21 protein-coding genes are annotated in these 23,117 nt (G+C 63.3%); 16 read left to right on the top strand and 5 right to left on the bottom strand.

Annotated elements, in window-relative coordinates; translation table 11 throughout:
- Window positions 1-97 precede the first annotated feature (97 nt).
- Window positions 98-1,708, top strand: a complete 1,611-nt coding sequence (locus tag J7302_RS24175; protein WP_215380773.1) for a 5-guanidino-2-oxopentanoate decarboxylase — start codon at window positions 98-100, stop codon at window positions 1,706-1,708.
- A gap of 201 nt (window positions 1,709-1,909) precedes the next feature.
- On the top strand, window positions 1,910-2,938 hold the full coding sequence (locus J7302_RS24180) for a LacI family DNA-binding transcriptional regulator (RefSeq protein WP_251702246.1): 1,029 nt from the start codon (window positions 1,910-1,912) through the stop codon (window positions 2,936-2,938).
- Here J7302_RS24180 and J7302_RS24185 read toward each other — a convergent pair.
- Genes J7302_RS24185 through J7302_RS24195 form a run of 3 tightly spaced genes read right to left on the bottom strand, consistent with a single transcriptional unit; the run spans window position 2,935 to window position 5,776 of the window.
- Window positions 2,935-3,570, bottom strand: a complete 636-nt coding sequence (locus tag J7302_RS24185) for a LutC/YkgG family protein (protein WP_215380775.1) — start codon at window positions 3,568-3,570, stop codon at window positions 2,935-2,937. The genes J7302_RS24180 and J7302_RS24185 overlap by 4 nt on opposite strands.
- On the bottom strand, window positions 3,567-5,000 hold the full coding sequence (locus tag J7302_RS24190) for a lactate utilization protein B (protein WP_215380777.1): 1,434 nt from the start codon (window positions 4,998-5,000) through the stop codon (window positions 3,567-3,569). Before J7302_RS24190 ends, J7302_RS24185 begins: the two co-directional genes overlap by 4 nt.
- A complete protein-coding gene (locus tag J7302_RS24195) occupies window positions 5,000-5,776 on the bottom strand; it encodes a (Fe-S)-binding protein (protein ID WP_215380779.1) in 777 nt (258 codons plus the stop codon). The genes J7302_RS24190 and J7302_RS24195 overlap by 1 nt, the downstream gene beginning before the upstream one ends.
- Before the next feature lie 139 nt (window positions 5,777-5,915).
- Between J7302_RS24195 and J7302_RS24200 the strand changes: the two genes are divergently transcribed.
- From J7302_RS24200 to J7302_RS24210, 3 genes are all read left to right on the top strand, one after another.
- On the top strand, window positions 5,916-6,779 hold the full coding sequence (locus tag J7302_RS24200) for a LuxR family transcriptional regulator (protein ID WP_349814472.1): 864 nt from the start codon (window positions 5,916-5,918) through the stop codon (window positions 6,777-6,779).
- Between the two features lie 98 nt (window positions 6,780-6,877).
- Window positions 6,878-8,125: a Zn-dependent hydrolase gene (locus J7302_RS24205; RefSeq protein WP_215380781.1), complete on the top strand. Its 1,248-nt coding sequence runs from the start codon at window positions 6,878-6,880 to the stop codon at window positions 8,123-8,125.
- Between the two features lie 15 nt (window positions 8,126-8,140).
- Window positions 8,141-9,052, top strand: a complete 912-nt coding sequence (locus tag J7302_RS24210) for a dimethylarginine dimethylaminohydrolase family protein (RefSeq protein ID WP_215380783.1) — start codon at window positions 8,141-8,143, stop codon at window positions 9,050-9,052.
- A gap of 232 nt (window positions 9,053-9,284) precedes the next feature.
- Here the strand turns inward: J7302_RS24210 and J7302_RS24215 are convergent, their stop codons facing one another.
- On the bottom strand, window positions 9,285-10,187 hold the full coding sequence (locus J7302_RS24215) for a LysR substrate-binding domain-containing protein (protein ID WP_349814473.1): 903 nt from the start codon (window positions 10,185-10,187) through the stop codon (window positions 9,285-9,287).
- Window positions 10,188-10,368: 181 nt separating this feature from the next.
- On the opposite strand from J7302_RS24215, the gene J7302_RS24220 reads away from it, so the two are divergent.
- The 4 genes from J7302_RS24220 (at window position 10,369) to J7302_RS24235 (ending at window position 15,444) form a co-directional block, all read left to right on the top strand.
- A complete protein-coding gene (locus J7302_RS24220) occupies window positions 10,369-11,109 on the top strand; it encodes a class II aldolase/adducin family protein (RefSeq protein WP_215380785.1) in 741 nt (246 codons plus the stop codon).
- A gap of 109 nt (window positions 11,110-11,218) precedes the next feature.
- Window positions 11,219-12,610, top strand: a complete 1,392-nt coding sequence (locus J7302_RS24225) for a YjiH family protein (RefSeq protein ID WP_215380787.1) — start codon at window positions 11,219-11,221, stop codon at window positions 12,608-12,610.
- Between the two features lie 76 nt (window positions 12,611-12,686).
- The gene (locus J7302_RS24230; protein WP_215380789.1) at window positions 12,687-14,423 is read left to right on the top strand and encodes an amidohydrolase; all 1,737 of its coding nucleotides are present in this window, start codon (window positions 12,687-12,689) and stop codon (window positions 14,421-14,423) included.
- Between the two features lie 49 nt (window positions 14,424-14,472).
- Window positions 14,473-15,444: a CobW family GTP-binding protein gene (locus tag J7302_RS24235; RefSeq protein WP_215380791.1), complete on the top strand. Its 972-nt coding sequence runs from the start codon at window positions 14,473-14,475 to the stop codon at window positions 15,442-15,444.
- 455 nt (window positions 15,445-15,899) lie between these two features.
- Here the strand turns inward: J7302_RS24235 and J7302_RS24240 are convergent, their stop codons facing one another.
- On the bottom strand, window positions 15,900-16,493 hold the full coding sequence (locus J7302_RS24240; RefSeq protein ID WP_215380794.1) for a hypothetical protein: 594 nt from the start codon (window positions 16,491-16,493) through the stop codon (window positions 15,900-15,902).
- A 426-nt stretch (window positions 16,494-16,919) separates the two neighbouring features.
- Here J7302_RS24240 and J7302_RS24245 point away from each other — a divergent pair, with 426 nt between their 5' ends.
- From J7302_RS24245 to J7302_RS24275, 7 genes are all read left to right on the top strand, one after another.
- Window positions 16,920-17,414 (top strand): cupin domain-containing protein, encoded by a 495-nt coding sequence (locus tag J7302_RS24245; protein WP_215380798.1) that lies wholly within the window; start codon window positions 16,920-16,922, stop codon window positions 17,412-17,414.
- Between the two features lie 40 nt (window positions 17,415-17,454).
- Window positions 17,455-18,474 (top strand): hydroxyquinol 1,2-dioxygenase, encoded by a 1,020-nt coding sequence (locus J7302_RS24250; protein ID WP_215380802.1) that lies wholly within the window; start codon window positions 17,455-17,457, stop codon window positions 18,472-18,474.
- 159 nt (window positions 18,475-18,633) lie between these two features.
- Window positions 18,634-20,097, top strand: a complete 1,464-nt coding sequence (locus J7302_RS24255) for an aldehyde dehydrogenase family protein (protein ID WP_215380805.1) — start codon at window positions 18,634-18,636, stop codon at window positions 20,095-20,097.
- An 8-nt stretch (window positions 20,098-20,105) separates the two neighbouring features.
- Window positions 20,106-21,173, top strand: a complete 1,068-nt coding sequence (locus J7302_RS24260; protein WP_215380807.1) for a maleylacetate reductase — start codon at window positions 20,106-20,108, stop codon at window positions 21,171-21,173.
- 91 nt (window positions 21,174-21,264) lie between these two features.
- Window positions 21,265-22,134, top strand: a complete 870-nt coding sequence (locus J7302_RS24265) for an intradiol ring-cleavage dioxygenase (protein ID WP_215380809.1) — start codon at window positions 21,265-21,267, stop codon at window positions 22,132-22,134.
- Window positions 22,135-22,137: 3 nt separating this feature from the next.
- The gene (locus tag J7302_RS24270; RefSeq protein WP_215380811.1) at window positions 22,138-22,449 is read left to right on the top strand and encodes a YciI family protein; all 312 of its coding nucleotides are present in this window, start codon (window positions 22,138-22,140) and stop codon (window positions 22,447-22,449) included.
- On the top strand, window positions 22,446-22,814 hold the full coding sequence (locus tag J7302_RS24275) for a Rieske (2Fe-2S) protein (RefSeq protein WP_215380813.1): 369 nt from the start codon (window positions 22,446-22,448) through the stop codon (window positions 22,812-22,814). Before J7302_RS24270 ends, J7302_RS24275 begins: the two co-directional genes overlap by 4 nt.
- The last annotated feature ends 303 nt before the right edge of the window (window positions 22,815-23,117 follow it).

Raw genomic sequence — 23,117 nt, forward strand, 5'->3', positions numbered from 1 at the left:
GGCCGGAAAGGAAAATCTGACGAACGCTATGTTAGCGATAACAAAGCGGTGTTAGAGTGTTGCTCATTCTGAACCCATCCCCTTTGGAGAACTGCCCATGTTGACCTGCGGAGAGCTGCTGGTTGAGCTGCTGGAAGGCTTTGGCGTGGATACCGTGTTCGGTATCCCCGGTGTGCACACGGTTGAGCTGTATCGCGGCTTGCCGGCTACCCGGATCAAGCACATCACCCCGCGCCATGAGCAGGGCGCGGGCTTCATGGCCGACGGTTATGCCCGTGTCAGTGGCAAGCCAGGCGTGTGCTTCATCATCACCGGGCCGGGGATGACCAACATCACCACCGCCATGGGCCAGGCCTATGCCGACTCCATCCCGATGCTCGTGATCTCCAGCGTCAACAACACCGAGCAGTTGGGTATGGGCGGCGGTCGCCTGCACGAGCTGCCGTCGCAGCGCAACCTGGTGTCCGGCGTGGCGGCTTTCAGTCACACCCTGATGCGTCCCGACGAGTTGCCGGCAGTGTTGTCCCGTGCTTTTGCCGTGTTCAACGGCGCGCGTCCACGCCCGGTGCATATCGAGATCCCGATCGACGTCATCACCGCCCCGGCTGATCACGTGCGCCGCAAGCTGGGTGCCCAACCGAGCCGTCCGGCACCGTGCCCGGCGGCTATCACTCGCGCCGCTGAGCTGCTGAAGACCGCCAAGCGTCCGTTGGTGCTACTGGGCGGCGGCTGTGCCGATGCCGGCGCTGAGGCCCAGCGCCTGGTGGAAACCCTGGATGCGCCAACTGCCTACACCATCAACGCCAAGGGCGTGCTGCCCAAGGGCCATCCGCTGGCCCTGGGCTGCAACCAGGCCTGGGTGCCGGTGCGCAAGCTGGTGCTGGAGTCGGACTTGGTGCTGGCGATCGGCACCGAGCTGGGCGAGACGGACTATGACGTGGTGTTCGACGGCAACTTCCGCATCGAGAGCACCCTGATCCGCGTGGACATCGACGCCGAGCAGCTGAACCGCAATTACCCGGCTGACCTCGCGATCCTCAGTGACGCGCGCCTGGCCATGGCCGCCCTGGCCGATGCCCTGGGCGAAGGCGCCCACTTCAGTGCCGACAGCGCCGGTTCGCAGCGCGCGGCTGCCGTGCGCGAGCAACTGGAGGCCCAGTGGCCTGCGGCTTGGGCCGGCCAGCGCAAGGTACTGGCCACGCTGCAGCAGGCCCTGCCGGACCTGATCGTGGCGGGCGACTCCACCCAGCCGGTGTATTCCGGCAATCATCTGTTCGAGGCCACGCAGACGCGTTCCTGGTTCAACTCGGCCACGGGCTACGGCACTCTCGGTTACGGTCTGCCGGCTGCGGTAGGCGCCAAGTTGGCTGCACCGCAGCGCCCGGTGGTGGCTCTGATCGGCGACGGCGGTATTCAGTTCACCCTGCCGGAACTGGCGTCTGCCGTAGAGGCGAACGCCCCGATCATCGTGCTGCTGTGGAACAACAGTGGTTACGGCGAGATCAAGCGCTACATGCAGAATCGCGACATCCCCACCATCGGCGTCGACATCTACACGCCGGACTTCCTCGGCCTGGCCAAGGCCTTCGGCTGCAACGCCGGGCGGGCCGAAAGCCTGGAGCACCTGAGCGAGCTGCTGAAGACGGCCGCCCAGGCGGACCGCCCAACGGTGATCGAGGTCTGGGAGCACGCGGAGTTCCTGCAGTAACAGGGCGCGGCCAGCGCATTTCTGTGGGGGGCGATTTCAATCGCTAAGCGGACCGCAGGTTCGCCCCTGGCCTCCAATGGGGTAGCTGCGTTGCCCTCAGAGAGTGCATTCGCCCCCACAGGGTTCATGCATGTGCCGATAAAGGATGTTCGGCGCCTGACGGACAGGGATAATGCCTGTACCCGAAAGGCGCCAGAGGCCATGATGTCGATCAAGAGCAAACCCACGCTACAGGATGTTGCCCGGATGGCTGGGGTTTCCAGCATGACGGTGTCGCGGGCGCTAACCAAACCGGACATCGTTTCCGAGCAGACACGGCAGAAGATCGACCACGCCGTGCGTGAACTGGGCTACGTGCCCAACCTGGCCGCCAGCCAACTGGTGACCAGACGCAGCGGCATTGTCGGCGCCCTGATCACCACCATCACCAACCCCATTCTCGCGACGACCATCGAGACCCTGCAGCAGGGGTTGGCCCGCGCCGGCTTTCATATGTTGATCGGTGAAACCCGCTTCTCCCAGGAGGAGGAGGGCAAGCTGCTTCGTGCATTCCTCGGTCGGCAGCTCGATGGCCTGATCCTCGCCTACGGCTACCACTCTCCAGAAACACTGGAGCTGCTCCAGGCCGCGGAAATCCCGGTGATCGAACTCTGGGACCTGCCCGAGGGCGAGGTGCCTCGCCAGCCCGTGGGCCAGGTGGTGGGCTTCTCAAACTGGGCAGCTGGCGCTTCGGCAGGTCGCCACCTGGTGGCCTGCGGTTACCGCAAGCCAGCGTTCTTCGGCTACGACGACGAGCGGGAAAACCTGCGTTTCCAGGGCTTTCGCCGTGCGGTGCTGGATGGGCTCGGGGTTGAGCCGCAGCGCTACAAGACCTCGGCCATTCCGAGCATCGAGGACGGCGTCGATATGATCGAGCGCCTCGCTCGTGGCGAGCTGGACTGCGATGCCGCGTTCTTCACCAACGACATGCAGGCGATTGGCGCCTTGTTCGCCTGCCAGCGCCTGGGCATTGCTGTGCCGCAAACCCTGGGTATCTGTGGTTTCGGTGACTTGCCGATCGCACGGGTGGCCGCCCCTTCACTGACCAGCGTGCGAATACCCGCCGAGAAAGTAGCCAACTCGACGGTGGAGCTGCTCTGCCAGCGCATCAAGGGCGAAGAGCCCTGGGCGGCCAACATCGATGTGGGCAGCGAGCTGGTGGCGCGGGAATCAACTGCACTGCGCCGCTAGTCCACGAGCAGGACATGCACCGCGCGCGGCCCATGGGCGCCATAAAGGAGCTGGCCGCCAATATCTGCGGTGCTGGAGGGGCCGGTGATCAGCTGGATGGCTTGCGACGCCGATGCTCCTTCGCGCGCCAGAAGCGGCCAGAGTTGATCCAGGTGGCCCAGCAGGCGTGCCCTGGATAGAACGACCAGATGATGCTCCGGTAGGAAATTGAGGGCGGACGGGCTCTGGCTGCTTGCCACCATGACAAGGCTCCCGGTGGCTGCGACGCCGGCATAGGCCTGGCCAACACCCAGCGTGTGCTGGCGATCTGCAGTTCCGATGTCCACGGGCAGTTCCCGAGCGGACCAGGCCAGCGAGGCCAGTGCCGGGGCTATGGCGGTTGAGCCTTTCAGCGCATGGCGGGCAAGGTAGTCGGCGACCGCGGCGGGGACTTCATCCAGGGTCAAGGTTTCCAGCGTGACTCCGGTCATCGCCAGGCGCTCGCGAAATCGGGCTTCAAGCACTTCACCGCTCCTGTCATTCAACGGGATGGTGCCCAGGGCGATGGAAGGTGGCGAGGCGACTCCATCTTCGGCCCGACGTCCCAGGGCGCCACGAAGGTTGGCGAAGATCTGCTGGCGGGCGCTGCTCATGGGTGTTCCTCATTCTTCTGCGATTGGCGCTGGCGCCAGAGTTGCTGGAAGGTAGCGCCCTGCGGCGCCGGCATGTCGCGCTCCCGCGTCCAGTGACCGGCCATTGGCAGGTGCCTGAAACGACCACGCACCTGGCCCAGGCGCCCCAGCGCTTGGGCGAGCAGCGCGGTCAGTCGACGGTAGAGTGCGGGGCGGCGCGCGATCGCTGCCCACAGCGTGAGTCCCCACCGCGTGGTGCGGGCGGTGAGTCGCTGGCTCCATTGTCGACTGCGCAGCACGCGCATCATGTCGGGCAGTGGAATCTGCATCGGGCAGACCTGGGCGCAGCGACCGTTAAGGGTACAGGCGTTGGGCAGGTCGGTGGTCTGTTCCAGGCCGACCAGGTTGGGGGTCCACACCGAGCCCATGGGGCCGGGATAGATCCAGCCGTAGGCGTGGCCGCCAACCCAGTTGTACACCGGGCAGTTGTCCATGCAGGCGGCGCAGCGGATGCAGCGCAGCATGGGGCGAAACTCACCGGCGAGCATTTCGCTGCGGCCGTTGTCGAGGAGTACTACGTGGCATTCCTTGGGGCCATCGAGATCATCCGCATGACTGGGGCCGCCATAGATCGAGGTGTAGCTGGTCAGCGGCTGGCCGGTGGCACTCAGGGCCAGCAACTGCAGGTGAGTACCTGCATCGGCCAGTGCGGGCAGCACCTTTTCGATGCTGGCCAGGACGATGCGGACCCGCGGCAAGGTGCTGGCCAGGTCACCGTTGCCTTCGTTGGTCACCAGTACGTGGCTACCGTCTTCGGCAATCAGGAAGTTGGCCCCGGTGATACCGACATCCGCGTTGACGAAGCGATCACGCAGCAGCCGGCGCGCCTCGTCCAGCAATTCGATGGGATCCAGCAGGTAATGGTTGCGGCCAAGGCCCTGGTGGTGCTCATGGAACAGGGCCTGCACCTGCCGCAAAGTCTTGTGGATGGCGGGGCCGTTGATGTGGCTGGGCGGTTCGTCGGCCAGTTGCAGGATGTACTCGCCGAGGTCGGTCTCATGGCGTTCGATGCTGGCGCGGGCGAGGGCGGCGTTGATGCCCATCTCTTCGCCGATCATCGTTTTCCCCTTGATGACGTGGCGCGCATTGGCCTGGCGGCAGATGGCGAGCACGGCGTCCTGGGCCTCCTCCGGGGTGCGTGCCCAGTGCACCTGGGTGCCGCGCCGCGTGGCTTCGGCTTCATAGCGTTCCAGATAGTGATCGAGGTGGGCGAGGGTGTGGTCCTTGATCGCCTTGGCCCGATCGCGCAGTGCCTGGAAATCTGGGGTGAGGTCGACCTGCCGGCGCACGTGGGCGGCAAAACGGCGGTTCTCGGCCATCGCTTCCTGCAGGTCGGTATCCTGCAAAGCGGCACGAGCAGCGGGTTTGAATTGAGCGGAGGCCAGATCCATCAGCGTGGGTTCCCTTCGCCGATGGCCGGGCCATCGGCCATACCGGCCAGCACTTCGGCCACATGATAGACGCGTACGTCCATGCCGAGCCTGCTCAGCCGCCCGCTGATGTTCAGCAGACAGCCAATATCGCCGCCGAGCAGGGTATCGGCGCCACTGGTACGGATGTTGGTGGCCTTTTCGCGGGCCATGCGTGCGGAAATATCCGGGTACTTCACACAAAAAGTGCCACCAAAACCGCAGCAAGTCTGTGCTTCGGGCATTTCAGTCAAGGTCAGGCCTTCCACCTGATCCAGCAGCCGGCGAGGTTGTCGCTGGATGCCCAGTTCACGCAGGCCCGAGCAGCTGTCGTGGTAGGTCGCCGTGCCCGCGTAGCGGGCGCGCAGCGAGTCCAGGCCCCTTACATCGGCGAGGAAACTGACCAGCTCGAAACAGCGCTCGGCCAGCGCTTGGGCGCGGGCATGCCAAGCGGGGTCGTCGGCCAGCAGTTCCGGGTAGTGCAGCTTGAGTTGTGCCATGCAAGAGCCGGACGGTCCGACCACGTAGTCGAACCTTTCGAAGGCTTCGATCACTTGCCGGGCGAGGGCACGTGCCTGGCCGATGGCGCCACTGTTGAAGGCCGGCTGGCCGCAGCAGGTCTGTTCGGCTGGGACCTCGACGGTGCAGCCCGACTGTTCCAGCAACTGCACGGCCGCAAAGCCGACGCTTGGGCGATAGAAGTCCACCAGGCAGGTGTGGAACAGGCCGACACGTGGTTTGGGCGTTGGTGCGAACATGGCGCCGCCTCCGTCAACTGGTAAAGGAATGGCGACTCTATGTTAGCGATAACATCGATGTCAATGTGATGCCCGCGTGACCGCCGGCTGTGGCTGGTGGAGAATCAGCGGTCCTTTTAACAACCCAGATGGGGGGCCTGTGAGCGTCAGCACGTTCGACCTTTCCCAGTGGCAGCATCAGGGGGCCTGTTTGATCAAGGCGATCGGCCTGGCCGATTTCCCTCGTCAGTTGCTGACGTCGATTTTCGCGGCGGTGGAGATCGACAGCGCTTTCGTCGTGGTGCACAGCCCGGCGCAACGGCCGGTGATCCTGGAAGACGAGCGGGTGCGCGCCGAGCGCCGAGACGAAGTGCTGCGCTACCTGGCAGGGCCTTATCTGCTCGACCCCGTGCACCTTGCCTGTATCGAAGGCCGTCGGCAGGGGCTGGTGCGGTTGCAGGACATCGCGCCTGACCACTTCCACGAGTCGGAGTATTACCGTTCCTTCTATGTCTCCCATGGGCTGGCGGATGAAGTGAATTACCTGATCCGGCTGGAAGAGGGCGGAGGCATCGCGGTCTCGTTGGGGCGCCTGGCCGAACACGGGCCGTTCGACGCAGCCGAGCTGGAAGCGCTGGAGAGCATCGAGCCCATCGTCAGCGCGGCTGCCCAACGCCACTGGGCAGAAGGTGCGCTGGCTGCTGAGTACAACGATGCACCCAGCCAGGCCTTGCACGCGCAACTGGAGCGTGCCTTCGAAGACTTCGGCCGCTCGGTGCTGACCGAGCGGGAAGGCGATGTGGCCCGACTGATCCTGCGTGGGCACTCATCGAAGTCCATTGCCCGCGCGCTGGACATCACTCCGGACACGGTTCGAGTGCACCGCAAGAACATTCACACCAAGCTGAGTATCGGCTCCCAGGGCGAGCTCTTCTCACTGTTCATCAACGCCATCGCTTGCGCCCAGGGCAACTCGGGGGAGGATCCCTTACAGGTCTATCTCAGCCGCCGTACCCCAATTTAGGTATGGCTGCGCTGACTACCCATCCCTAGGCTGACTCCCATGCTCAGCACCCGCTACATCCTCTGTGGCGCCGGGTGCGTAGTGCCGGGAGACAGCCAATGCCAACAATCGATTCGAACACCTTATGCATCAACGGTGACCGCCTCTGGGCACGCCTTATGGAGATGGCGCGCATCGGCGCCACGGCCCAGGGTGGTTGTAACCGCCAGGCCCTGACCGACCTGGACAAGGCTGGGCGCGACCTCTTCGTGCAATGGTGCCGGGCAGCCGGTTGCGGCATCAGCGTGGATCGCATGGGCAACATCTTCGCGCGCCGGGCCGGTCGGGATGACGTTTTGCCGGCAGTGATCACCGGTTCACACCTGGACACCCAGCCCACGGGGGGCAAGTTCGATGGCGTCTACGGTGTGCTGGCCGGGCTGGAGGTCATCGAATCCCTCAACGATGCCGGCATCGCCACCGAAGCACCGTTGGAAGTCGTGGTGTGGACCAACGAGGAGGGTGCGCGCTTTTCGCCTGCCATGATTGGGTCTGGGGTCTGGGCCGGAGCCTTCGAGCTCGGTTATGGCCACAATCGTGCGGACAAACTGAGTCTGACCATCGGTGAGGAGTTGGCCCGTATCGGCTACCTGGGCGAAGCGCCGGCCGAGGCTCGCCCTTTGAAGGCGGCCTTCGAGGTGCATATCGAGCAAGGCCCGATCCTCGAGGCCGAGAATCGTCAGATCGGCGTGGTCACCGGCGTGCAAGGCATTCGCTGGTATGACCTGACGCTGACTGGTCAGCCGGTCCATGCGGGGCCGACACCGATGACGGTGCGCCGCGATCCCTTCATGGGACTGGCCCCGATCCTCCAGCGCCTGTACGCCCTGGCTGAAGCCCATGGCCCCTGGGCACGAGTCACCTTCGGCGATATCCGTGCCGAGCCGGGCTCGCGCAATACCGTGCCTGAACGGTTGGTGGTGGCGGTGGACCTGCGTCACCCGGAGCAATCCGTGCTTGATGAGTTGGACGCCGCCTTCCGCCACCTGGTGGAGGAGGAAGCTACACGGCTCGGCCTGCAGTCCGACATTCGCGAAGAGTGGCACTCCCCTGCGGTGGCCTTCGACTCGCGCTGCGTGGATGCGGTGCAGCAGGCCGTGGATGCCCTTGGCTACTCGCACTTGCGCATGTGCAGCGGTGCCGGCCATGACTCGGTGTATATCGCGCGCGTCGCCCCCACCAGCATGATTTTCGTGCCCTGCGAACAGGGTATCAGCCACAACGAAGCGGAAAACGCTGCCCCCGAGGACCTCGAAGCGGGCGCCAATGTCTTGCTGCACGCCATGCTGCACATGGCCAATTCCTGACCCTGGAGATCATCAATGACTGGATTCACCCTGAAACACCGCCGCGAGGGCGGCGATACGCCGCGCCTGGAGCAATGGGGCGCGGACTCCGAATATGGTGTGCTGCGCGATGTACTGCTTGGCCCGGTGGATCACTACCATTGGCTGGAAACCAGCTCCATTTCGCGCAAGAGCCTGCGCCTGGGCTATCAGTTCGATGCCCGCGTGGCCAAGGCCCAGCATGCTGAAATGGTCGATGCCTACCGGGAAGCCGGCGTGAAGGTGCACATGTTGCCGACCGACCCGAACCTCAAGTATCAGGTGTTCGCCCGTGACTCCAGCGTGATGACGCCCTTCGGTCCCATCGTCACCCAGATGGCACAGTGGTGGCGGCGCGGCGAGTACGCCCCGGTGATCCAGTTCTACCGGGACAACGGCATCCCGATCTACGACATGATCACCGCCGGTTCATTCGAGGGCGGTGACTTCATGATGCTGGAGCCGGGCGTGATCCTCTGCGGCTACACCGGCGAGCGCTCCCAGGAGCCGGCGGTGAGGCAGTTGCAGGCGTGGTTGGAGCGCGAAGGCTGGGAGGTGAAACTCTATGGCATGGACCCGTTCTTCGTGCACATGGATGCGCTCTGCGTGATGCTCGCCGAACGCCTTGCGGCAGTCTGCGTCGAAGCGGTGGAGCCCGAGCTGGTGACCTGGCTGAAAGGGAAGGGCATCGAGATCGTCGACATCCCCTTCAAGGAGGCCATGGAACTGGGCTGCAACGTGGTTGCCCTGGGCGAAGGCCGCGTGTTGTTGCCGGCAACCAGCAAGGTGCTGAAGGAGAAGTGCCTGGCCCAGGGCCTCAAGGTCTACGACCCGGATATCAGCATGATCGCCAAGGGTGGTGGCGGGGTGCATTGCATGTGCCAGCCGTTGCGGCGTGATCCGGCCTGATTGCGGACTGGTTATTCTGTAGGGCCGAATTCATTGGCTCTGTCGGCGTTAGCTGTTGCTAGCCATCAACGGTCGGGCTGAGAGCCCTGTAGGAGCGAGGGGGACGCCGAGTTCTTGCTCGCGAAATGCGCCCGTTCGCCAGCAAGCTGGCTCCTATCAGGGAGCCAGCCAGTGGCAACACATAACTGGGACAGAGCCAATTCATTCGCTCCCCATCTCAACCCATCAATGATCAGGGTTGCTCTTCCGCCCACTGCAACAGCCATTCGGCGAAGCGGGTGATCTTCGAATCGCGCGTCTGCTTGGGCACGACGACGTAGTAGCTGCCGCAAACCAGCGGTTCCTGGCAGGCGATCACCAGACGCCCTTCCTCGACTTCCCTGGCCACGAAGAAGCGTGGCAGCACCGTCACGCCCAGGCCATGCAGGGCGGCGTCCAACACAAACTGGAAATGCTCCAGGCGTTGGCCGGGCAGGGCTTCGATCTCCCTGGGGGTGAGCCCGGCGCTGTAAAGCCAGAGCTGCGTGGACGACTTGGTCAACGTCGTGAGCGAGGTATGGTGCAGCAGCGGATAGCGCAGGATGTCGCGCCGATCGATGATCGGACCATAGCGCTCGAGCAATTCCGGTGCGCACACCGCGACCATTTCCCCTGCCATCAGGTAGCGCGAATCGAACTCCGGCCAGTCTCCGTCGCCGTACAGGATCCCGACGTCATAGCCCTCGTGGCGATCGTAGAGTCGGCGCAGGTCGTTCATGATCTCCAGCTCGATCTCGGGATGCAGACGCGCGTATTCCTTGAGTTTCGGCAACAGCCAGCGGGTGGTGAAGGACGGTTCGGCACCGACCCGCAGGCGTCCGGAGTGGCTGCTGCGCACGCGATGCGTGGCCGCTTCCAGCTGATCCAGCAACAGGCTGACTTCCTGCACGTACTCACGACCGGAGTCGGTGAGTAGCAGGCGCTGCTTGACTCGCTCCACCAGGGTGCAGCCGAGCATGTCTTCGAGGTTCTTGATCTGCCGGCTCACGGCGCTTTGCGTCAGGTTGAGCTCTTCGGCTGCCTTGGTAACGCTCATGTGCCGAGCGAAGGCGGCAAAACAACTCAGGGAGATCATGCTGGGGAGCTGTCGGCGCACGGGAGTTCATTACGTTTTGGAATGAGTCTCAGGAGGATAAATCGATATTCCGCCCTCAACAAGCGCCATAAGCTGCGCCACAAGGGATGAAGGTGGAGTAGGCGCAGTCTGAAAGGCGCGTCCGCACCGGGAGGTGGCCAAGCTCACCTTGTTGTCGATACCAGACTGGCGGGAACGCGCAATGAACAGAACAACTACAGAACAGTCGCTCCGTACGGACCTCGCGGCAGCCTATCGGCTGCTGGACGTCAACGGCTGGAGTGACCAGGTCTTTACCCATATCTCGGTGCGTCTGCCGACGGATGAGCCGGCCTTCCTGATCAACCAGTACGGTTTGCGTCCCGAAGAGGTCAGCGCCTCCAACCTGGTGGCCATCGATGTGAATGGCAAGAAGCTCGATGACAGGGCGCCCGAAGTGAACCCGGCTGGCTTCACCGTCCACAGTGCCGTTCACATGAACCGCCACGATGCGGTTTGCGTGATGCATACGCACACCCTCGCCGGTATGGCGGTAGCGGCTCTGGAAGAGGGTTTGCTGCCCTTGAACCAGACCAACATGATGTTCTATGAGCGGGTCGCCTATTACGACTATGAAGGCGTTCCGCTGGATCTGGAGGTGCGTGCGCGAATCGTCGCTGCCCTGGGCGACAAGCAGTGCGCCATCCTGCGCAACCATGGCCTGCTCACCGTCGGTCGCAGCGTGGCTGAAGCCTACTTCCGGATGTTCTACCTGAACCAGGCCTGCGAGATTCAACTGGAGGCCATGAAGACCGGTCGACCGCTGATCCTTCCATCCCCTGAAGCCTGTGAGTTCACTGCCCGCCAACTCGAGAACGAGTGCTACCACCTGGAAAGCGTGGATCTGGTGTGGCAGGCCGAACTGCGCAGACTGGACCGGCTCGACCGTTCCTATCGGGACTGATCGCTGAATCCGCCCTGATCCAGAAATGCTGATCAAGCTTGCACGTGCCGGGAGTCTCTGCGCTGCTCTGGCTCGATATCCACTACAAATACAAGAAGGTGTGACGACCATGCATGAACAACCCGATTCCGGAGCGGCCATTCCACGGTCTGGAGGCATCCTGAGCCAGTACAGCACGGCGCAATTGCTGCGCTTCATTATTCCGTCGCTGCTCGGCATGCTGCTGTTCCTGACGCCGATGGACATCGACGGCCGCAGCACCATCCTGATTGCCTTCGTCATCGACTACATCAACGACGTCATCAAGCCAATGATGGTGCCGGTCACTGTCGGCATCGCGACCATCCCCAGCCTGATTACCGTGCTGGTGACCTTCAGCCCGCTGAAGAAGAATCCCAATCGCTTCATCCAGCTGTTCAACCCGGGTCTGGCCTGGACGGCGGTTCGAGCCATCGGCGCGGTGCTGATGGTGATGGTGTACTGGAAGATCGGCCCGGAGTGGGTCTGGCACCGTAATACTGGTGGCGTGATGCTCTATGACGTGGGTCCGGTGGTGTTGGCGATCTACTTCCTCTCCGCCATCCTCCTGCCGCTTCTGACCGACTACGGTCTGATGGAGTTCATCGGCAGCCTGGTCAGCCGCGCTTTCGAGAAGCTTTTCGGGCTGCCCGGCCGTGCTGCGGTGGACTGCCTGGCCTCCTGGCTGGCGGCGTCCAGCGTGGGCATCATCCTCACCACCCAGCAGTATCGCCAGGGCTTCTACACCAGCCGTGAGGCCTGCGTGATCGCCACCAACTACTCCATCGTGTCGATCGCCTATTCCTACCTGCTGCTCAAGCTGATCGGCATGGAGCATGTATTCGTCCAGTGGTACATCGCCGTAGCTATCACCGGCGTGATCTGTGCCCTGATCGTGCCGAAGCTGCCGCCGCTGCGCGGCAAGCCGCAGGCTTACAACCCGGCGGTTGGCAAACAGCTGAAGACCGATCGCCGCGACGGCGAGGGGCTGTTCGCCCTGGGCCTGCGCCGCGCCATCGAGCGTGCCGACAGCGCTCCTTCGCCACTGGCCCAGGTCAAGCACGGCGTGCATGTAAGCCTGGACATCGCCATCTCCGTCTACCCGGCGATGATGCTGATCGGCTGCGTGGGCCTGTCGCTGGTCGAGTTCACCAGTCTGTTCCAGATCCTGTCGGTGCCGCTGGTGCCGTACCTCGAGCTGCTGCAACTGCCGGAAGCTGAGAAGGCCGCACCTGCACTGCTCGCGGGCATGGTCGACAGCATCATGCCGTCGATCCTCGGTGCCAGCATCGAGAGCGAAGTCACCCGCTTCGTGATGGTGGGTGTTGCGGTCAACCAGATCATCTTCTTCACCGAAGCGGCCATCCTGCTGATTCGCGCCAACATCGGCCTGAAGTTGCATGACCTGCTGCTGATCTATGTGCTGCGGGTGCTCGTCTCGCTGCCGATCCTGGCCTTCCTTGGCCACATGATCGTCGGTTGATCCGCCTGCCGGAGCGCCTGACGGGCGCTCCGGTCGTGCCGATTTCCAAAAGACTTCTGATCGGGACTTCCCTGACATGGACAAACACACCGACTTCCGCTCGTCTAACGTTCCTGGCCCAGCCGGTGCTGCCGACCTGGTGCTGACCAACGGGCGCATCTACACCGTGGATGCGGCCAATCCCTGGGCTGAAGCCGTGGCGATTCGCGGCGGGCGTTTCATCGCCGTCGGCAGTGCCGCGGATGTCGACCCGCTGATCGGCGCAAACACTCGCGTGCTCGATCTCAAGGGCCGCTTCGTCATGCCCGGTCTCTACGACATGCACACGCACCCGGACCTGGCACTGGCCCCCGGCTACGCGGGCTATCTGGAAGTGGGCCTGGAAGATCCGAAGCCGGACCAGGTCAAGCAGGCCATCCTCGATTACGCCGCGGCGCACCCCGGCGAGGGTTGGGTCTATGGCCAGTACTTCGTGCGCTACACCTTCAAGCAGGCCGGGTTGGTCGCTGACCGCGACTGGCTGGACAGCTTCATGCCCGACCGCCCGGTGGCCATCCTCGACCGCTCCTGGGGCTGCATGATGGTCAACTCCAGGGCACTGGAACTGGCCGGCATCGACGCCGATACCCAAGACCCGCGCCATGGCTACATCGAGCGTGACAGCGTCACCGGTGAGCCCACCGGCATCCTGGTGGATGGCGCCTATGCGCTGATCCATGCCGCCATGCCACCGACCCCGCAACATGCGCTGAAACGCGCCTACCGTGAAGGTGTGCAGTTCCAGAGTGGTCACGGCGTGGTGGGCACCAAGTACGTCCATGTCTGCGAGCATCGCCTCAATGCGCTGAAGTCCATCGACCAGGCGGGCGAGTTGTCCGTGCGGGTGGAAGCGGCAATCAGCTGGCAGGACGACATCTTCCCGGTGAAGCGCCGCTGGGAACTGCTGGCCGGCGAGCGCCACTTCTATCGCAGCGCACGGCTCAATGCCAACGCGGTGAAGTTCCACTTTGACGGCACCCACGAGTCGCGCTCGTCCTACCTGTCCAGCGCCTGGCCGGGCGACAACAGTTGGCGCGGCCACCTGAACCTGACCCCGGAACACATCACCGACATGGTGGTGGACATGGACCGCAAGGGCGTGCGCGTCATCGCCCACTGCACTGGGGACGGCGCATCCGACCTGTTCCTCGACGCCGTGGCTGAGGCACGCCGCCGCAACGGCAACAGCGGCGTGCGCCACCAGTGCGCCCACAGCACCACACTGCTGGACGCCAATCTGCCGCGTTTCGCCGAGTTGCAGGTCACCGCCGAGTTCTCGCCGGTGGGCTGGTTCCCGTCATCATTCGCTTATGCACGTGCGGTATTCGGCGAAGACCGCATGCAGCGCGCCTACAACTTCAAGGGCGTGCTGGACGCCGGCGGCGTGGCGGTGATGGGCACCGATTGGCCGGTCTCCAGCATCAACCCCTGGATCGGTTTCGAAGCGATGATCACCCGCGAAAACCCGTTCGGCGAGGAGGAGGGCAGCTTTTACGGCAACCCGATTTCCCTGGAGCAGGCCATTCGCGTGATGACCCTCAATGGTGCCTGGTGCATGGGCATCGAGGACAAGGCGGGCTCGATCGAGGTCGGCAAGTCCGCCGACCTGATCGTGCTCGATCGCAACCTGTTCGAGGTCGAGGCCAAGGGCAACATCCACAACACCCAGGTGCAGCTGACGCTGCTCCAAGGGGAAGTGACCTGGGACCGCCAGGGCGAGTTCGATGACACCGAGCATGCCGCAATCTGGCGCGGTGATCTGCCGAACTTCTGATCCAACCGGCCGGGGCTTGCCCCGGCCCATTGCCAAGAGGCCAAGGGCCATGAGCAGACGCAGCAGCATCCCGGTGACCATCGTTTCCGGCTTTCTCGGCGCGGGCAAGACTACGTTGCTGAACCGCATCCTCACCAGCGACCACGGCCTGCGCATGGCGGTGATGGTGAACGACTTCGGCGCCATCAATATCGACAGCCAATTGATCGTCAGCCAGACCCAGACCATGGTCAGCCTGGCCAACGGTTGCATCTGCTGCACAGTGGAAAGTGACCTGATCGAGCAGCTCGGCCGTCTGCTCGATGATCGGCAGAATCGTCCCGAGTACATCGTTATCGAGGCCAGCGGCGTCTCCAATCCAAGCAAAATCGCCAATACCCTGCGTTACCCGCAGTTCCGCGATGCCCTGAGCATCGACAGCATCCTCACGGTGGTGGACGCCGAGCAATTCGAGAACCTCGAGGGTGACATGGCGCAACTGGCCATGGAGCAGTTGGACGTGGCCGACATCATCGTGCTGAACAAGGTTGACCGGGTCAGCCGCGGCCAGATCGAGGCCTTGAAAGCGCGCTGGCTCTACCCGAATGCGCGGTTGCTGGAGAGCCAATATGGTGAGGTGCCGCTGGACCTGGTGCTGGACGTCGGGAGGTTCAGCAAGGTCATGTCGTTCAAGCCGGTGGCGGCAGGACCCGCGCCGCTCGTGGCCGGTGCCACGCAGCCTGACCACGGTGCGCTGTTCGATACCTGGAGCTTCAGCTGCGATCAGCCGTTGTCACTGAAGGCTTTGCGTCAGATGCTGGCGGACTTGCCGGCCAAAATCTATCGTGCCAAGGGCGTGTGCCAGATTGCCGAGGTGCCGGGGAAACGTTGCATCTTGCACCTGGTGGGCAGTCGCAGCGAGATCAAACCCGAGGACGGCTGGGAGGGCAGGGCGCCGCATACCCAACTGATCGTTATCGGCAAGCGCGGGGCCATCGATGCGGCGGCACTGCAAGTGGCGTTCGAGGCCTGCATTGCCTGACGGATCGGCTCATGGGGTGGCATTGCCTTGTGGAGCGAATTCATTGGTTCTGCCTGCGTTGAATGTTGCAAGTGGCGGCATTCCTTGTGGGAGCGAGGGGGACGCCCCAACAAGGGCAGACCTGCGGTCAGCTTAGCGATTGAAATGGCTCTGTCCCAGTTAAGTGTTGTCACTGGCTGGCTCCCTTGTAGGAGCCAGCTTGCTGGCGAACGGGCGCATTTCGCGAGCAAGAACTCGGCCTCCCCCTCGCTCCTACAGGGCTCTCAGGCCGACCGTTGATGGCTAGCAACAGCTAACGCCGACAGAGTCAATGAATTCGCCCCCACAGAAAACGCTGCTCGCACCCCATCTGCTTTTGCTGACTGCCAAAAGAAAGAAGGCGCCAAAAGTGGCGCCTTCTGCCTTTCCAGGGTTTGCATACATCGTGAATGCCTGCCTCAGGTCTGCTCCAGGGATCAGCTGATGCGGTTGGCGCCAGTGCGATCGGAACCGCTTTCGGCTACGCGGAAGGCATTGGTGCGGTCGGCACCGCCTTCGGCGACACGAAAGGCATTGGTGCGGTCAGCACCGCTTTCAGCTACGCGGAAAGCATTGGTGCGGTCGGCACCACCTTCGGCGACACGGAAGGCATTGGTGCGGTCGGCACCACCTTCGGCGACACGGAAGGCATTGGTGCGGTCGGCACCACCTTCGGCGACACGGAAAGCATTGGTGCGGTCGGCACCACCTTCGGCGACACGGAAGGCATTGGTGCGGTCAGCACCACCTTCGGCGACACGGAAGGCATTGGTGCGGTCAGAACCACTTTCGGCGACACGGAAGGCATTGGTGCGGTCAGCACCACCTTCGGCGACACGGAAGGCTTTGGTACGGTCAGAACCACTTTCGGCTACGCGGAAGGCACTGGTGCGGTCAGAACCGTCTTCGGCAACGCGGAAAGAGCCAGTGCGATCAGCACCACTTTCAGCGACGGTCGCGCCTTGGGGCAGGGCAAAAGCGGTTGCGGACAGGGTGGCGATGAACAGGCCGGCAAGGATTTGCTTTTTCATGATGGGACCTCGATGGAGGGGGGTGAATTTGGTCTACGGGGCCCATGTTACGGAAACAAATTCGATGAAGAAGTGATGGCTCGTGATGTTAACAATCGATGCCATTGATATGGCTATAAAACCTTTATAAATCAATTAGTAATATTTAAATCGTGGCTTATCATGGCTTCTGGGAAACAAAGTTTTACGTTGATTCTAATAATCGATTAATTCGATTTATTTGCGCGATTGTCCCTCTCTATGGCTCCCTCTGATTGGCGTTCGACCCGCGGCGAAAACGAGTTGGAAAGGCTGTAGCTGCTGAGATAGAGCGCTCCGCCAACTGTTCGCGTTTTGCAAACACTGTTGTCGTCAGCCTTGGAATTGTTGGTCGGTGCCCCGGCTCGTAACGTGGCTGCACCAACTACAACAACAACGGTGAATGACATGAGCACTGCCGCATTCCGTACCGTATTCGGCTCCTTCGATGATTACCGCAAGGGCTCGATCGAGATCATCCAGGGCGAAGCCCGACATTACGCCTTCTCCAATATCTTCGAAGTTGCCCGGCAATCTGCGCCCTACGAGAAAGTGGTGGTCGGGCTAAACCTGGGTTATGTGATCGAGACTTTGCGCGCCGAAGGGCAGTCCCCTTGGTACACCTGCGCTCACGATGAATTCGCGATCTCCGTGGATGGCGATGTCCGTGTCGATTTCCTCAAGCTCGACGAACCCCTGGTTGACGGTGAGGGTACCTGCCTGGCGGGCGAGCAGCCCAAGGGCCGGCCCATGGGCTACGTGCTGCTCAAGCGCGGCCATCAGTGCCTGCTGCCGGCAGGCTGCGCCTATCGCTTCGAGAGCGCGTGCCCCAGTGTCGTGCTGCTGCAAACCATCCAGGGCCCGCTGTCGGTGGAGAAGTGGGCAGACATCTGCCTGAAGTGACACAGCCTCGACCGACATCCAGAACAAGAGGACACCTACCATGGCCATGCTCGAAACCCTCGACACCTCCGCCAGCTTCGCTGCCGATGAAGTCGAAGCCAGCCTTCCCGATGCCGTTACCGGCTACCGCGCCTTCAAGCTAGGCGCCTTCACCCTGTCCCGCGACGAATACTTCGTGCGTATCCAGTGGCCGGCCAAGGGCCAGGAGCGCTCGCACCTGATCCCTGCCGACGCCTTCCTGCGCGCCACCATGCGTGACGTAGCATGGGGCTTCTTCTATGGCTGGGTGAACTTCGATGAGGTTATCGGTACCCGCAACCATTACGGCAGGGTCGATCTCTATGCCGGTACCTTCAATGGCGTGCTCAAGGCCGCTGGCGTCGACTACACCGAACAGTTCGAGACCCCGAAGATCATGGCCACGTTCAAGGCCATCCTGCGGGACTGGACCAACGCTGGCTTCGACCCCTTTGCTGCGCCAGAAGAAACCGGCAGCGCCTTTGGTCGCAAGCGTGGTGACAATCTCGAAGCCATCGAGCGCTTCCGTGTCTCCACCCGGCGCATGCCGGGCCTGCCGGACGATTCGCCGTTGCGCAATGACCTGCCGGTGAATCGCCAGTTCGCCGACGTACCCCAGGACGAGCCGGAAATCCACGCCGCCGAGGGTTTCGAAGATGAACTGCATGCCTTCAATCTCTACAAGTACCTGTCGCGCTCCGACGTGACCTGGAACCCCTCGGTCAGCTCGGTATGCAAGGCCAGCCTGTTCTGCCCGACCACGGAGGAGTTCATCCTGCCGGTGTTCCACGGCAATGATCGCGTGGAGTGGTTCCTGCAACTGTCCGATGAAATCATCTGGGACGTGGCGGACAAGGACGATGGCAGTCCCCGTGCGCGTATCACCATGCGCCCCGGCGATATCTGCGCCATGCCGGCGGACATCCGCCACCAGGGCTACTCGACCAAGCGCTCGATGCTGTTGGTGTGGGAGAACGCCACGCCGAACCTGCCGCAGCGCTATGAGAGCGGTGAGCTGAAACCGTATCCGGTCGAGTTCTGATCGCCTGCGCCCTCTCCCTCTGGGAGAGGGCCGGTGTGAGGGCAACCTGTTCTCGGCTCCGTAACCCCCTCTCCCTAACCCTCTCCCCGGAGGGGCGAAGGGACAAAACGTATTTCACCCACGGTCGCCGCGTTCATCCGGCGGCACCCGGAGATTTTCATGCAGAACCAACTCTTCATCGACGGCCGCTTCGTGCCGGCCGTGAAGGGCGGGACCATCGAAGTCCTGTCCCCGCACGATGGAACGCTGATCACCCATATCGCCGCGGCTGAAACCGAGGATGTGGACCTGGCCGTGGCCGCAGCCAAGCGTGCATTTCCGGCCTGGGCCGCGTTGTCCGCCGCCGAACGGGGGCGCCTGCTGCTCAGGTTGGCAGACAAGATCGAGGAGAACGCCGAGGAGCTGGCGCAGCTGGAGTCCCTCGATACCGGCCATCCGATCCGCGATTCGCGCAGCCTCGACGTTCCGCGTACCGCAGCCTGCTTCCGCTATTTTGGCGGCATGGCCGACAAGATCGAAGGCGCGGTGATTCCGGTCGAGGCGGGCTTTCTCAATTACGTTCAGCGCAAGCCCATCGGTGTAGTCGGGCAGATCGTGCCGTGGAACTTCCCGCTGATGTTCACCAGCTGGAAGATGGGCCCGGCCCTGGCCGCCGGCAACACCGTGGTGATCAAACCCTCGGAGATCACGCCGCTGTCGACCCTGCGAATCGCCGAGCTGATGAAGGAAGTGGGCTTCCCCGATGGCGTGGTCAACGTGGTTCCGGGCTACGGCCACACCGCCGGCCAGCGCCTGGCCGAGCACCAGGACGTGGGCAAGATCGCCTTCACTGGCTCCACCGCTACCGGGCGGCGCATCGTCGAAGCGTCCCAGGGCAACCTCAAGCGAGTGCAGTTGGAACTGGGCGGGAAGGGCGCCAATATTGTCTTCGAGGACGCGAACCTCGATGCAGCCGTCAATGGCGCAGCGTGGGCGATCTTCCATAACCAGGGCCAGGCGTGCATCGCGGGCTCGCGGCTGATCCTGCACGAGCGCATCGCTGACGAGTTCCTCGAGCGCTTCATCGGTCTTGCGCGCTCCATCCGCCAGGGCAGCCCGCTCGATCCCAACACCGAGATGGGCCCGTTGACCTCGGCGCAACACCGCGATCGGGTGCTGGCTTATGTCGATATCGCCCGTGCCGAGGGCGGCAAGGTCTTGACCGGCGGCAAGGCCCCGCAGGACCCAGCCCTGGCCGACGGCTACTACATTGAACCGACGGTAGTCGAAGCGAAACCGGATCACCGTGTGGCCCAGGAGGAAGTCTTCGGCCCCTTCGTCACCGTGCTGCGCTTCTCCACGGACGAAGAGGCGCTGGCGATTGCCAACGGCACCCAATACGGGCTTGGCAGTGGCCTCTGGACCCGAGACCTGCAACGGGCGCATCGCATGGCGGCGAGCATTCACGCTGGCATGTGCTGGATCAACTGCTACAAGCGTGTCAGTCCCGGCAGCCCCTTTGGTGGACTCGGGCAGTCCGGCTATGGCCGCGAGATGGGCTTCGAGGCCATCCACGACTACACCGAGGCGCGCTCGGTCTGGGTCAATGTGGACGCCAAGATTCCACCGCACTTCAAACGTTGAGGTCGACCATGAATTCATTCGTCTATCAGGGCCTGGCTTCCCGCGTGGTATTCGGCTGGGGCCGCCTGGACTCGCTCACCGAGGAGCTCGACAAGCTCGATGCGCGCCGTGCACTGATTCTCACCACCCCCGAGCAGCACCACCTGGGGGAACGGGTCGCAGCCATCCTTGACGAGCGTGCCGCCGGTGTCTACCCCGAGGCGGTGATGCATGTGCCCGTCGAGGTGGCGCGCGCCGCCCGGGAAGAGGCGGCGCGCCTGGATGCAGATTGCTGCGTGGCCATCGGCGGTGGCTCCACCATTGGCCTGGGCAAGGCCATTGCGCTGGAGTCCGGCTTGCCGATCCTGGCGGTGCCGACCACCTATGCCGGCTCGGAGATGACACCGATCTACGGCCTCACCGAAAACCGCCTGAAGAAGACCGGGCGTGATTTCCGTGTGCTGCCGAAGACGGTCATCTACGACCCGCAACTGACACTGACGCTGCCTGCCGCCATTTCGGCTTGCTCGGGCATGAACGCCATGGCCCATGCCGTGGAAGCGCTCTACGCCCAGGACGCCAACCCGATCATCAGCCTGATGGCCGAGGAGTCCATTCGGGCCCTGGCCGAGGCGCTGCCGGGCGTCGTCGCCAACCCCGAGAATGCCGAGGCGCGCAGTCGCGCGCTTTACGGCGCCTGGTTGGCTGGCATCTGCCTGGGCTCTGTAGGTATGGCCATCCACCACAAGCTCTGCCACACCCTCGGTGGCACCTTCAACCTGCCGCACGCCCAGGCCCATGCCGTGGTTCTGCCGCACGCTGCGCACTACAACCGCGAGGCCGCTGCTGAGCCCCTGCGCCGCGCCGCTCGCGCCCTGGGTGGGCAGGAGGCGGATGAGGTAGGGCCACTGATTTTCGCCCTCAACCAGAAGTTGGGCATTCCGGTGTCCCTGGCGGAAATCGGGTTGCCCATGGAAGGGCCGGCCGAGACCGCACGCATCGCTTGCTCCAGCCCTTACTACAACCCACGCCCCTTTGAGCAGCGCGCCATCGAAGCTCTACTGACCCGCGCCTGGCAGGGGCTTGGCCCCGCCTAGCGACCAGCCCCCGACCCCTATACCGCTGGGAGGGGGCCGGGGATGAGGGAAGCCAATCCCCGCTCGCGCTCGCCCACTACGGGAACACAACATGAACAACATCCCGCCCAACGAAGCAAAAATCTCCTTCCAAGCTGTGGCCAGTTTCGCCAACACGCCTGACCCACGCTTGCGCCAGATCATCCAGAGCCTGGTGCGCCACCTGCATGCATTCGCCAGCGAGGTCGAGCTGACCGAAGAGGAGTGGCTGCACGGCATCCGCTTTCTCACGGACACCGGCAAGATGTGCGATGGCGTGGTTCGGCAGGAATTCATCCTGCTATCCGACGTCATTGGCCTCTCCATGCTAGTGGATGCCATCAACCATCGGGCCAGCGAGAACGTCACCGAAACCACTGTATTCGGGCCTTTCTATATGACTGGCATGCCCGAGCGCGGCCATGGCGAGAACATGGCGCTCACCCCTGGCCAGCCGGCCCTCGTCCAGGGGCGAGTGCTGGATGCGCAGGGTGAGCCGATTTCCGGAGCGGTGCTGGATGTCTGGCAGACCGCCGAGAACGGCATGTACTCCGGGCAGGACCCGGCCCAGCCGCTGGCCAACCTGCGCGGTCGGTACCGCACGGATGATCAGGGCCGTTTCGCCATTCGCACCATCCTTCCAGTGAGCTACCCCATTCCCACCGATGGGCCGGTGGGCCGCTTGCTGCAAGCCAGTAACCGCCATGCCTGGCGCCCGGCGCACCTGCATTTCATGGTGATGGCCGAGAGACACCGGACGCTGGTCACCCACCTGTTCAATCATGACGACCCCTACCTGGAGTCAGATGTGGTGTTCGGTGTGAAGGACTCGCTCAAGGTGGTCTATGAACCTTGCCAGGCGGACCATCCATTGGCGGCCCGGTATGACTTCACCGGGTCCTTCAGCCTGGCCAGCTACGACTTCGTGCTGGGGCACGCCTGAGCCATGGGTCAATATTTCGCAATCTTCGCCACCGACAAACCCGGCCTGCAGGCATTGCGCAGCGAGGTGCGTCCGGCGCACCGCGAGCACCTGCGCAATCCCTATCCGCATCGGGTGGTGGTTCGCCTGGGCGGCCCTACCCTGGACAGCGGCAACGGGCATATGAACGGCACCCTGCTGGTGGTCGAGGCCATGAGCCTTGGCGATGTGCAGGCTTTTTTCAGCGATGATCCCTACATGCAGGCCGGGCTGTTCGATCAGGTGGAGATCCGGCCCTGGCACTGGGGCCTGGGCAACCCGGAGCTGCGCGGATGACGGACCTTTGCGCAATCGAAGACATCGCCGAGGGCGGCGCCCTGGCCCTGGACGCTCGGTTGGGCGGTCAGTCGGTGCGCCTGGTGCTGGTTCGCCGGGGTCAGGCGGTGTGGGGCTATCGTAACCGCTGCCCGCACTTCTCCGTCGGCCTGGACTACCGCCCCGGCGAGTTCTGCACCTACCGTGGCCAGGTACTGATGTGCGCTCATCACAGCGCAATGTTCCGCTTCGAGGACGGGCACTGCATCGAAGGCCCCTGCGAAGGCAGCCGGCTGGATGCCGTGGCGGTGAAGGTGGTGGAGGGGAGGGTGGTGCTAGGGGCTGATGCTGGGCAGGCTTCTTGTGGGGGCGATTTCAATCGCTAAGCAGGCCGAAGGAGTGTGCTGGGAGTCCGATCGGGGTAGCTCTGCTACCTTTGACGAATGATTCGGCTCTGTCGGCGTTAGCTGTTGCTAGCCATCGACGGTCGGGCTGAGAGCCCTGTAGGAGCGAGGGGGACGCCGAGTTCTTGCTCGCGAAATGAGCCCGTTCGCCAGCAAGCTGAACTGGTCAAGTAATTCTGGACACCAGTTAAGGCTTCACGCCGCCAGCCTTTCCATCGCAACTGGCGACCGATACCCGTTATAGCTATGGAGCCTGGCGGTGTTGTAGCGCGTGACGTAGCGCTG

Origin of the sequence: Metapseudomonas boanensis (genome assembly GCF_018704125.1) — a bacterium.
GTDB lineage: Bacteria > Pseudomonadota > Gammaproteobacteria > Pseudomonadales > Pseudomonadaceae > Metapseudomonas > Metapseudomonas boanensis.